Genomic DNA, 12,567 nt, shown 5'->3' with positions numbered 1-12,567 from the left:
GCAGCGGCCGCTGTCGGAGGTGCAGACGCGTTTCCCGGAGCCTGCTACCCGTCCCCGATGGGCAACCTGTCACCTGTCAGTGGAACGAACACTCCGGCAGGGTTGGGTGCAACCGAATGGGCCGGACGGCCGCCGGCGACCTGACGCTGCAGTCCTGCGCCGCGGTCATCCCCGCGTTCAGGCCGCTGGTGCGCAGCCGATGGCCGGGCAGTGACCGCATCGTTGCACCATCCGAGCCAGGGGCGGTCCCGGCGGAGCGCCGCTGCGCCAGCGATCTCGAATCGAAACTATCCCGATAGGTTAATTAATGTTTAATTTCTGTTGACCGATATGGTATATATTTGCACCTGATAGGTTTTAACCATCGATTATTTCCTGACTACTATCTGTTTATACGGGTGGCTATCATGTCTGAAGTGGACTGACAGGTTGGAAAAGCCTCGGCCAGAGGTTGCTTGCGCGAGGTGATGGGTGGATGCAGGAAACCATTGAACTCTTGAGACGCCAGGCGTCGGCCCTGCACAAGGCGGCCGACATGCTCGAAGAAGTGCTTCGCGACGTGGTGGAGGAGACGCCCGGGCGAGGCAACGGCAGGTCCAGGAAATCGCTGATCTGCATCGGTTGGCTGGAAGGCGACAAGAGGCACGAATGCGGGAAGGAATTCACGCCGACCGGACCTCGGTCCATCCGTTGCCCCGATTGCGCGACCCGGCAGCGAAGAGCCAACGACGCTTACTACTACGCGCAGAGACAGAACAAGCGGGATCCCGATGCCAGGAATGGCAGTTGAGCCGGCCCCGTTGACTTGGGGATGGGACAGCGGGTAACTCCGCTTCCTGCCGCCGCTGGAAAGAGGTTGCCTGCCCTGTCCACGAAAATGTTGATGGACCTGACAAGAATCGCCCTCTTCAACGGCATACTCGGTCAGTGGCGGAAACTATCATGATAGGTCATATGATTATGTCACTACTGTTACCATCCATACCCATTGAAGCGGATAAGATAGGACAACGCTTTCCCGAATATCCGCAAGTTCCATAGCGTGATTGCGACGACTTCCATGTCGATAGCTGAAGTTATTTCATTTCTTAACGGCATACTAGTTCGTTTGTGGTGTTCATCTTCTAGTGTGCATCACCAACAATAGTCAAGAATCCAAGAGGAGAATCCAATGAGATTGAAAATCCTGTTTGCTCTGCTGATCTTTACATTGGTCGCAGGGCAGGTGGTTTACGGGCAAGACGTGAATGGAGGTTTCAATGTCCGGACTGATGCGCCGCTTGCGAAGGTGGCCCAATACGCCAACAACGCGCTGGTGAGCGACTTGGAGTTCGATTGGGCAGCAGATGCAGATCGTACCGAACATTCTATCGATAGAGCTCAGAACGATGATCTGATTATCAAGATCGGCTACGGACTGCTCATCACCAACGCCGACTCCGCCAGGGGGGATACCACGGCCGGGTTCGTGCTCAAGTGCGGAACCAACTATGCAGATGATTGTGACGACACCATCGCGGCAGCCTCCATCTCAAACAAAGGTGGTACGGGGGTCATTACAATCACAATCGAAGACGCTGACACACCAGCGGATTTCAAGGTAGTTGGAGTCAGAGTGGATGCTTCCGCTTTGGCCGTCGACGATGAGATTAGTGTCAATGTCACATCGACGACCGATGCGAATACACAACCTCTAGGCGGAGGCGACGCTTCAGGTGGCGTTTCGGGCCCGGTGGCCGTGGTGGCTGCCGGTCTGAAAGTGACGGCCAAGCAAGCCTCCAGTTTGGCCTGTTCGACCACAGAGAAGCCTTCCATTACGGTTGCCGAAGGCTTTGGTGTCGATGCCCTCGGCCGTATAGGGGCCTGGGGGCCGTCAGGGGGTGACGGTATCGGTTCAGAGACCGCCTCAATCAAGATTGTCCTGCACAATCTGCCCGACGGCGCCTCCGTCAAATGGCCTCCATCCGTCGATAGCTTGGTTGAGGTTACTCTAGCTGACGAAACGAAGGTCAATAGGATTAACGGAACCTTGACCAAGGACGATCCCGAGTCCAGCAGCAACGGCGAGGTGGTCGTTTACAATTACGCGCGGGAAACACGTCACAGCAGAACCCCAACCAACACCGATGGAGAGCCCCTAGGAGATACCCCCCTCAACGCTGCCCGCAGCTTCGAGATTACGCCCGATGAGGTCGATTTCGGAAGCGATGCTTCGGTGGATATCGCCGCCATGCTCTTTCCGCCGGCCGACCGGTCTACCGAGGGAGTCAAGCTCGATCTGGAATCGGAGTTGTCCTTCGAGGCCGAGCTGCAGAATCCCATGGACGACGACGGTAATAACACGGGAGAGGGCTGGCTGGTCGTCTCCGAGTGCGTGACCTACCTGCTCTATCTCTTCGTGACCTGCGGGGCCAATCCCGGCTGGACCACGGGAATCTCGGTGTCCAACACCTCCGCCGACGCCAACATCTTCGGCGCCTTCGACGAGGCCAAAGACCAGAACGGCTCCGTCGTCATGTACGGATTCCCGAGTGACCCGGTGCTGTCTGCCGATGATACGGTCGAGCCCGTAGTTGTAACCGTCAGCCCCGACATGGCGGCCGGATCGACCACCACCTTCGATTGCGGCAATACCGCCATGGCCGGAATGGAAGGCTACGCCATCATCAGGGCAGGATTCCAGCACGCCCGGGGCATGGCCTTTGTCATGGGTAACTTCGCCGACGGGGCCGCCGTGGACGTTTCCCACGGCTACATGGCCGAGGTCATCACCGATCCGGCCGAGCGAACGGAGGATATCGAGTAACCGGCCTGCCCTGTCGTTTCCTTCACCTGGCCGGCGCCTCCGGGCGCCGGCCTTTTTTTTGTGTCCGTACTCTCTCGAATGAACAGCACCGTTTTTCAACGCAAGGGGGCAGTAATACCCTTCAACGGCTGTTCCGCATCGCCGTTTGCGGGCAGCCCCCGGAGTCGGTCCTTGAATTATCGCCGGATGCCGGCGATTGCGGGAAGACCCGTCACCACCGCGATCCCTACCGCAGCAGCGGCCAACAGGACTTCCTGCAGGCCGTAGAGTCGACCCGGGAAGTGCCAGGCCAACACCGCGGTCACCACCGCCACGGCCGCAAGCCCACCTGTTTTTGCCAATTCCAGCACGGTTGTCCCTTCCACCGCTTCCCCGGCCGAGTTCTTCTGCACGACACCGCTGACTTGAGTGCCTTCCGAAGAAACGTGAACCTCCACGCTCGGGGCCCGCATTGTCGCTTCCGGCCCGGCTCGACGTTCGCTCCCCCGCCGCATCAGCCTTCGCCTGGCGGCTCGGTTTGCACAGTCGTGCCATTGTCGCGAACGCCCTATTCCCCCGATTGCCGCAAAGTCCTGCGGGCCTCTTCCAGGCCGGTACGGGCGCCTTCCAGCGTCGGGTCCAGAGAGAGCGCCTGTTTGAAGCTCCGGACCGCCGCTTCCGGCCGGCCCAGGTAGTACAGGGTGGCGCCGATGTTGTTGTGCGTCTTGGCATTGTCGGGCTCGACCTCCGCCAGTCTCCGATACAGATCGAGCGCCTCCCCGTAGCTCTTCCGGTTGAAATACGACGTGGCGAGATACTTGAGTGCCTCCCTGTTGCGCGGGTTGAGCTCCAGGACACGGCGATAGTTCTCCTCTGCCTCCTCCATCCTTTGGAGATCCTCGAGTATTCGGCCCAGCAACGAATAGGAGCGGCCTTCATTCGGGCGCTGTGCCGAGGCGATCGTGGCAGCGGCCAGTGCTTCCTCCAGGCGACCTGCATTCATCAAACCGATGCTGAGATTGCGGTGAGCGTTTCTTGCGTTGGGATTGAGAGATACAACATGATTGAAGAGAGTGACTGTGTCTCGGTAGATTCCCGCCTGGCGCCAGGTCGTTGTTCCAAGTAGGGCCAGCATCACCACCACAAGACCTGTCGCCCCCATCTTCCATCGATCCGGCAACCGGCTGGCGCCATGCACGGCGGCCCCGATGATGACCGCCATCACCCCGATGCAGGCCAGGTATTGGAACCGGTCGGCTACCAGGGAGTACCCCATGTAGCCGTAATTCACGAAGCCCAGAGCCGGCGAAAGCGTCACCGCAAAGAACAAGGCCCCGGCCAGCGGCCCGCGCCCGATCGGATGGCGCGCCAACCACAGCACCCCCGCCAGCACCATGGCTGCGGCCGGGTACAGCCAGCCCCAGGGGTCCCCGAGGCTGATGTCCCAGAGTGGGTATATGACCGAGAGGTCGGTTGGCCAGGCCAGTTTCCCCGCGTAGAACCAAAGGGCCCGGGACGCGATGAGCACCCGCTCGGGCCACGAGTAGTCCAGCTTGAACCTCTCCAGGTCGTAGGAGTAGAGATCGGCCAGGGTAATGAGCAGCGCCACCAGGAAGAACGGCGCCAAGCGCTGCACGTCTTTCCCCGTGATGCGGCCCGCTTTCCACCACTGGACGATCAACAGCGCCACCGGAAGCGTCACCACCACCGATTTGCTCAACAGGCCCGCTACGAATAGCAGGAGCGCCAGGCCATAGCGCCAGGGACGCGGTTGTTCCAGGAAGCGCAGCCAGACCAGCACGGCGGTGAGGTAGAAGAGGCCGGAAAGCACGTCCTTGCGCTCGATGATCCAGGCCACCGACTCCACGTGCAGCGGATGGGCGGCGAAGGCGGCAGCCACAATCCAGGCCCCGGGCACGGCCAGGCGCAGCAGCAGTCGCCACAGCAGCAGGGAGTTGAGCAGGTGAAGCAGCACGTTGACGACGTGATAGCCGACCGGCTCCAGTCCCCAGATCTTGTGTTCCAGCCAGAAGGTGCTATAGGTCAGCGGCCAGTAGTGTCTCTCCTTCTCCATGCCCGACGGCCAGGACCAGATGGCGCCGAGGCCGGACCACTCCAGGACCGCCTGGGACTCGTACCAGATGTCGTCATCCCAGACAAAGCCGCCCCAGAGCATCGCCGGCAGGTAGCAGACCGCTGCCAGCAGGCAGAGAGCCAGGGCGGCCAGGGCGTCCTGGCGCGAGAACCGGTCCAGGAATCGGGTGGCCTCGCCAGGAACCGAGGATGCCGCTGCCTTTCCGGGTTTGGCTGCGGCGGAGGCATTGGCTCGAGCTGAGGAAGCCGGCCTCGAGGCCAATCGCTTGCGCCGATTCGGCCTCGTTTTCTTCCTTGTGTCAACCATGGTGTGAAGCGGCTACTCCACCTCTTGCTGCAGGGTCTTGCGTATCTCTTTGAGGTTGGTTCGGGCCGTTTCCAGAGTCGGGTCCACGGAGAGAGCCTGTTTGAAGCTCCGGAGCGCTGCTTCTGCCTGACCCAGGTGGTAAAGGGTCACGCCAATGTCGGAGTGGGTAGTCGCATTGTCGGGATCGACCTCCAACAGCATGCGAAACAGATCGAGCGCCTCACGGTAACGCTTCTGCTCGAAGCGCAACCAGGCGAGATTACCGAGTGCCTCCTTGTGGCGTGGGGCGATTTGCAGGGCTCGCACGAAGTGTTTTTCGACCTCATCGAGTTGGCCCAGGGAGTGCAGGATCGCCCCGAGGTTGGAGTGGGTGGCTGCATTGTCGGGATCGACCTCCAGCAGCATCCGAAAGAGATCGAGCGCCTCACGGTAACGCTTCTGCTCGAAACAAAACTCGGCGAAATCATTGAGTTTCTTCACTTGGCGTGGATCGATCTCGAGGACGCGCCGAAAGTTCGCCTTGGCATCGTCTAACCGATCGAGTCTCACTAGTATTTCGCCGAGCAGGAAATAGGGTTCGGTGAAATCGGGGCGCTGTGCCACGGCGATCCTGGCAGCGGCCAGAGCTTCCTCCAGGCGGCCCGCCCTGATCAAACCGAGGCCGAGATTGCGATGAGCGTTCAGTGCCTTGGGATTGAGAGAAATAACATGGTTGAAGAAAGTGACATCGTCTCGGTAGATTCCCGCCTGGCGCCAGGTCCTCGTTCCGAGAAACGCCAGTAACACTACCAGAAGCCCTGTCGCTCCCATCTTCCATTTACCCGACAACCGGCTGGCGCCGTGCACGGCGGCGCCGATGATGACTGCCATCACCCCGATGCCGGCCAGGTATTGAAAGCGGTCGGCTGCCAGAGAGTACTCCATGTAGCCGTGATTCACGAAACCCAGAACCGGTGACAGCGTCACCACGAAGAACAACGTTCCGGCCAGCGGACCACGCCCAATCCGGTGGCGCATGAGCCACAGCACCGCCGCCAGCACCAGGGCGGCGGCCAGGTACAGCCAGGCCCAGGGGTCCCCGAGACTGATGTTCCAGCGCGGGTAGATGACCGAGAGATCGGTTGGCCAGACCAGTTTCCCGGCATAGAACCACAAGGCCCGGGACGCGATGAGCACCCGCTCGGGCCAGGAGTAGTCCAGGTCGTGCCTCCCCGGGTCGTAGGAGTAGAGATCGGCCAGGGTAATGAGCAGCGCCACCAGGAAGAATGGCGCCACGCGCTGCAGATCTTTCGTCGTGATGCGGTCCGTCTTCCACCACTGTACGACCAGCAAGGCCACCGGCAGCGTCACCACCACCGATTTGCTCAACAGGCCTGCTACGAACAGCAGCAGCGCCAGGCCATAGCGCCAGGGTCGCGGTTGTTCCAGGAAGCGCAGCCAAACGATCACGGCAAGTAGGTAGAAAAGGCCGGAAAGCACGTCCTTGCGCTCGATGATCCAGGCCACCGACTCCACGTTCAGCGGATGTGCGACGAACACGGCAGCCACGACCCAGGCCCCGGGCACGACCAGGCGCAACAACAGTCGCCACAGCAGCAGGGAGTTGAGCAGGTGCAGCAGCACGTTTACGACGTGATAGCCTGTCGGCTCCAGTCCCCAGATCTTGTGTTCCAGCCAGAAGGTGGTATAGGTCAGCGGCCAGTAGTGTTTTTCCTGCTCAATACTCGACGGCCAGGACCAGATGGCGCCGAGGCCGGACCATTCCAGGACAGCCGGGGACTGAAACCAGATGAAGTCATCCCAAATCAGGCCGCCCCAGAGCATCGCCGGCAGGTAGCAAACCCCTGCCAGCAGGGCGAGCGCCAGGACGACCAGCGCGCCCCGGCGCGAGAATCGGCCGAAGAACCGGTTGGCCTTGCCAGGAACCCGGGATGCGGGTGACTTTCCGGGTTCGGCTACGCCGGAGGCACTGGCTTGAGGTGATGAAGCTAACCTCAGGGCTGATCGCTTGCGCGGATTCGGTCTCGTTTTCTTCCTTGTGTCAACCATGGTGTGAAGGCGCTATTCCACCGCTTGCTGCAGGGTCTTGCGCGCCTCTTCGAGGCCGATGCGGGCTTCTTCGTGGGTGGGGTCCAGAGAGAGCGCGCGTTTGAAGCTCCGGACCGCTGCTTCCGACCGGCCCAAGTGGTGCAGGAGCCCGGCAATGTTGTTGTGCGTCGTTGCATTGTCGGGATCGACTTCCGACAGTTTCCGGTACTGATTGAGTGCCTCTTGGTAACGCTTCCGGCTCAAATAGGACGCGGCTAGATACTCGAGTGCTTCCTTGTTGCGCGGGTCGAGTTCCAACGCTCGCCGCGAGAAGTCCTCCGCTGATTCAATCCGACCCCACTGCCACGACATCCGTCCCAGAAAGGCAAGAAACCGAATCTCTCTGGCCCTGCTCAGTCCGAGCTCCAGCGCGCGGCGAAAGTTGTCCTCGGCCTCGTCCATCCGCTTGAGATTGGCAAGTATCTCGCCAACCAAGGTATATGAGCGGGCTTCATCCGGGAGCTGTTCCGAGGCGACCTTGGCAGCGGCCAGAGCTTCCTCCATATGGCCTGCCTTGCTCAACTCCCTGCTGAGATTGCGGTGAGCGTTCCGCGCCATGGGGTTGAGCGACACAATGTGACTGAAGAATGTGAGATCGTCCCGGTAGATTCCTGCCTGGCGCCAGGTCGTCGTTCCAAGTAGCGCCAACAACACGATCAGGAGACCTGCTGCCCCCATCTTCAGTCCGCGCGGCAACCGGCTGGCGGCATGCACGGCGACGCCGATGATGACTGCCATCACCCCAATGCCTGCCAGGTATTGAAAGCGGTCGGCTACCATAGAGTAGACCATGTAGCCGTAATTCACGAAGCCCAGAGCCGGCGACAGCGTCACCACAAAGAATAGCGCCCCGGCCAGCGGCCCACGCCCAATCCGATGGCGCGTGAGCCACAGCACCGCCGCCAGCACCGTGGCGGCGGCCAGGTACAGCCAGGCCCAAGGGTCGCTCAGGCTGATGTTCCAGAGTGGGTAGATGACTGAGAGATCGGTTGGCCAGGCCAGTTTCCCTGCATAGAACCACAGGGCCCGGGACGCGATGAGCACCCGCTCGGGCCATGAGTAGTCCAGGTTGTGCCTCCCCAGGTCGTAAGAGTAGAGATCGGCCAGGGTAATGAGCAGCGCCACCAGGAAGAACGGCGCCAGGCGCAGCAGATCCTTCCCCGTGATGCGGCCAGTCTTCCACCACTGGACGATCAGCAACGCCACCGGCAGTGTCACTACCACCGATTTGCTCAACAGGCCTGCTACAAACAGCAAGAGTGCGAGGCCATAGCGCCAGGGTCGGGGTTGTTCCAGGAAGCGCAGCCAGACCAGCACGGCGGTGAGGTAGAAAAGGCCGGAAAGCACGTCCTTGCGCTCGATGATCCAGGCCACCGATTCCACGTGCAGCGGATGAGCGGCGAACACGGCAGCCACGATCCAGGCCCCGGGCACGGCCAAGCGGAGCAGCAATCGCCACAGCAACAGGGAGTTGAGCAGGTGCAGCAGCACGTTGACGACGTGATAGCCGGCCGGCTCCAGTCCCCAGATCTTGTGTTCCAGCCAGAAGGTGGTATAGGTCAGCGGCCAGTAGTGTCGCTCCTTCTCAATGATCGAGGGCCAGGACCAGATGTTGCCGAGACCGGACCACTCCAGGACTGCCTGGGATTGGTACCAGATGTAGTCATCCCAAACAAAGCCGCCCCAAAGCATCGCCGGCAGGTAGCAGACCGCCGCCAGCAGGGCGAGGGCCAGAGCGCCCAGGGCGTCCCGACGCGAGAACAGGTCCAAAGACCGGGTGGCCTCGCCGGGACCCGAGGATGCCGGTGTCTTTTCGGGTTCGGCTACGGCGGAGGCACTAACTTGAGGTGAAGAATCCAGCCTCAAGGCTAGTCGCTTGCGCCGATTCGGCCTCGTTTTCTTTCGCTGCGCCATCGGCTACGGCCTCTCCGGGTCTGCGAAGCGGATCCCGAAATTGGCTGGCTGAGAGGGGCCGTCCGGGTCCATTTGCCTCATGATCCGTAGAGAGCGTTTGGTTAGCAGGACGGGAGCATGGTCGATCCAGGGTCGGACGGGAGGCTCGTTCTGGTCGCGGCGCAAGATGCGGACTTCGCCGAATTCTCGCTCCAGGGAATATCCGGGTACGGAAAACCTGGAGTCCGCGGATACGATGTGACTGACCAGGGAAGAAACCACCTGCACGTTCCCTTCGAGACCCCTTCCGGTGTCCAGGTCGTAGAAGGGGATCTTGTGGTGCAGGTAGTAGTATCCCGGAAGGTTGATATAGGGGCGGTCGACCTGCCACACCCCGCTGACGCCGGGTGCTCGGGCAAGGAAGCGATAGGCGGGAAAGATTGGGTCGCGGTTTCGGACGAAGCCCACCACTCCGGTCTCCCGCGACCAGGCTTTGTACACTCGGCCCTGGTAGGGCAGCGCGTTCAGGATTCCCGCCAGCGAAAGGGCGGCGAACCCGGCGGCTGCAAGTCCGGCAAGACGACGTAGTTTGTTTCCGTCGACTGCCAGGCCCGCCGTCAGGTCGGCACCGGTCAGGAGCCAGAGCGGAATGACGGCAAAGATGAAGCGGTACTCCTTGTGGGCTTGCAGGGAATGGACCAGCAGGACCAGGGCGATCAGCCCCAGCAGAAAGCCGTAGCGCCGCAGGTGGCGAAATGCCGCCGCAACGCAAAGCACGCTCAACCCCAGGCCCGAGAGAGTGAGCCAGATGAGGTACTGGTAGGCCGGACTCTCACCGGTACGCATTGAACCCAGGATAAGGTTGTAGCGGATGTTGGTGACGTAGGAGTGGAAGAGACCGCCATCCCACGTGACAGCGTCCAACAGGCCGAAGGCGGCGGTGAATCCGGCCCCAGCCAGTATGAGCTGCATCCTCTTCCCGGTTCGCAGAAACACGATCCCCAATAACAGGAGGGCAATCGGTGCGTACTGCAACCGAATGGCTGCGGTGATGCAAGCGAGAAAGGCTGCAGTCCAGACCGTCCGGGCATCCTCCACGGAGGGCCGCACACAGAGCGCCAGCAGCGCCATCAGCGGAGCGGCGGCTACGAACTCGGTCATGGGCTTGTGGGCGAAGCCGACCAACTCGTACCAGAAGGCTCCCGCCAGCAAGGCCGCCCTCCCGGCGGTTTCCCCGAAGTGGCGTCGGGCAAAGACGTACATGCCTGCCGGAATCGCCAGCGAGATTGCGCAGAACAGCAGCTTGACGCCGCCGACGTACCAGAAGGGCTGACCGAGGCCGACGGCGTCGAACAGCATGAGGAGGCCGGCCACCGTTCCGGGTACCAGCCAGGAGCGTGCACCGTAGAAGTACTCCCAGTAGGTGATGCCGCTGCCGAAGACCAGCCGGTGCGCCGGCTCCAGGTACTGCATGATCTCGTCGGGGTGTAGCACGAAGTCGCCCGACAAAGCCACCGCGGCGCGCGCCGCAAATGCCAGCGCCAGTACCAGCGGCAGATATTTCCAGGTTCGGCCGGTGACCCTCGGGTGAAGCAGCACCTCGAGCGCCGCCTGAATCCGCGGCAGGACAGGCTGCCAGGTGGACCGCTTCGCTCGGCGCCGGCTTATCAGTGGCCTCTTTCGCCTGGTCATTTCCGTGAAGCCTTGAGTTTATGCGTTCCCGCATGCAGGCGATAGACATAAAGGTTCGCAAGCAGAAAGTTGAAGAGGGTGCCGAGAGCGACACCCAACAGGAGCGCCGGCAATCGATGATGGGCGAAGACGTCGACATAGCTGGTCAGGAGGGTGTAGCTGCCGACGTTCACGGTGAGACCGACCAGACTGCTGGCCACGAACTTGCCCCATTGGCGCACCCGGGGCTGGGGCGGACGCTCGCCGAAGGTCAGGCTGCGGTTGAGCCGCCAGTTCCAGGTGACCGCCGGCCAGAAGGACAGGAAACGCGCCAGGCGGTGATCGAGGCCGATCCACTGCAGGCAGAAGTAACCGGCAACATCGATCAGGAAGCCGCTGGCGCCCACCAGCCCGAAGCAGAGCACCCGAACTATCCCGCCGAACTTGAACCGGTACAGGCGGCAGAGGTGACGCAGGAAGTTGAGCTGCTGTCTCCAGTTCATCTTGCTGGAGCCCAGACTGCGGTCGCGGAAGTCGATGGGCAGTTCCTTGACCCGCAATTGTCCGCGCACCATGAGCTCCAGGGCGATCTTGTAGCCGATGGGTTGCAGCGTCCGCAGGTCCGGGAGCGCACGGCGGTCGGTTGCGAAAAACCCGGCCATCGGATCGGAGCAACTGACGAGCGGAAGCGTCAATGCAGTTGCCACGCGGGAATTCAAAACGCGCCACCGGCTCCAGGTCCGATCGATGACACCTCCCGGCGCGTAGCGGCTGCCGACGACCATGTCGCAATCGGCGTCGAGGGCAGTGAGCAAGTCGGGGATGCGCTCGGGAGGATGGGACAGATCGGCATCCATCACCACCATCCGGTCGAACCGGCAGAGCCGGATTCCCTCGATAACGGAGAGTGACAGGTCCCGGGGCAGTTGGCGGCGTGTCACCATGCGCACCGGCAGGCGATCCGCCAGTTCCGCGACCACCGCCTCGCTGCCGTCTTCCGAGTCGTCGTCGACCAGCAGCAGCTCCCAGGAGATTCCGCTATCGGAGAGCGCGGCATGAATGCGCTCAACCAGGCGCGGAATGTTGGCCGCCTCGCGAAACGTCGGCACGATGATGGAAACTGCCTGGCGGGGGCCGGGACTCTCGAGGTCGTTCGGTTCCTTCGGCGTGTCGTTCATCCCGGTTCTCGGAGGCTGGCAAGATACTCTCATCCAGAGAGTTAATCACATTCTACCACCCGGGAACGCGGGCGTCCCGCCCGCAAGCCATACCGTTGCGTGCCGCTCAGTTTCCCTGCGATGTGGCACCCGGCCACCCGGCTAGCGGCAACAGCATGGGCACGGCTGAATCGGAGTGCTGGCGCCGTTGCCAGTCGACCCGGGTGGAGGAGATGGCCAAGGCTGTGCCAGGTCCTATGCGGGCGAGACGCCCGCGCTCCCGGGGGGGCTCACCCGCAACCTTATTTGCAACAACAGAAAATAGAGAGATCCACGAAGTGACACAAAGGACCACCAAGCATGACGCCTCGGTCGCATCGACACGGGCTGCGGCCCGGCAAGCCGGCGCGCTTCCCGTTGAGGAGCAAGAGGGAAGGGAGGATGCCCACCCGGGAGCGCGGGCGTCCCGCCCGCAAGCCATACCGTTGCGTGCCGCTCAGTTTCCCTGCGATGTGGCACCCGGCCACCCGGCTAGCGGCAACAGCATGGGCACGGCTGAATCGGAGTGCTGG

Annotated in this window: 8 protein-coding genes; 2 read left to right on the top strand and 6 right to left on the bottom strand. The window is 61.8% G+C overall.

Translation table 11 applies throughout. From position 1 onward, the window contains the following. Positions 1-475 precede the first annotated feature (475 nt). On the top strand, positions 476-790 hold the full coding sequence (locus OXI69_16850) for a hypothetical protein (protein MDE2667814.1): 315 nt from the start codon (positions 476-478) through the stop codon (positions 788-790). A gap of 381 nt (positions 791-1,171) precedes the next feature. After that, positions 1,172-2,806 carry a hypothetical protein gene (locus OXI69_16845; protein MDE2667813.1) on the top strand — a complete coding sequence of 545 codons (1,635 nt, stop codon included), beginning with the start codon at positions 1,172-1,174 and terminating at the stop codon, positions 2,804-2,806. Between the two features lie 176 nt (positions 2,807-2,982). On the opposite strand, the gene OXI69_16840 is transcribed toward OXI69_16845, so the two are convergent. The 6 genes from OXI69_16840 to OXI69_16815 all read right to left on the bottom strand — a co-directional run bounded on the left by OXI69_16840 (position 2,983) and on the right by OXI69_16815 (position 12,016). After that, positions 2,983-3,258, bottom strand: a complete 276-nt coding sequence (locus OXI69_16840) for a hypothetical protein (GenBank protein MDE2667812.1) — start codon at positions 3,256-3,258, stop codon at positions 2,983-2,985. Positions 3,259-3,353: 95 nt separating this feature from the next. Then, entirely contained in the window at positions 3,354-5,186 is a 1,833-nt protein-coding gene (locus tag OXI69_16835) for a tetratricopeptide repeat protein (GenBank protein MDE2667811.1), read from the bottom strand. Between the two features lie 12 nt (positions 5,187-5,198). After that, entirely contained in the window at positions 5,199-7,235 is a 2,037-nt protein-coding gene (locus tag OXI69_16830; GenBank protein ID MDE2667810.1) for a tetratricopeptide repeat protein, read from the bottom strand. A 12-nt stretch (positions 7,236-7,247) separates the two neighbouring features. Then, on the bottom strand, positions 7,248-9,140 hold the full coding sequence (locus OXI69_16825; GenBank protein ID MDE2667809.1) for a tetratricopeptide repeat protein: 1,893 nt from the start codon (positions 9,138-9,140) through the stop codon (positions 7,248-7,250). Positions 9,141-9,191: 51 nt separating this feature from the next. Further along, entirely contained in the window at positions 9,192-10,859 is a 1,668-nt protein-coding gene (locus OXI69_16820) for a hypothetical protein (GenBank protein ID MDE2667808.1), read from the bottom strand. After that, positions 10,856-12,016 (bottom strand): glycosyltransferase family 2 protein, encoded by a 1,161-nt coding sequence (locus OXI69_16815; protein ID MDE2667807.1) that lies wholly within the window; start codon positions 12,014-12,016, stop codon positions 10,856-10,858. Before OXI69_16815 ends, OXI69_16820 begins: the two co-directional genes overlap by 4 nt. Positions 12,017-12,567 lie beyond the last annotated feature (551 nt).

It is taken from the genome of Acidobacteriota bacterium, from assembly GCA_028875575.1.
In the GTDB taxonomy this organism is placed as follows: domain Bacteria; phylum Acidobacteriota; class Terriglobia; order Versatilivoradales; family Versatilivoraceae; genus Versatilivorator.
Note: the sequence above shows the minus strand (reverse complement) of the source record. Positions and strands in the feature narration are given on the sequence as shown.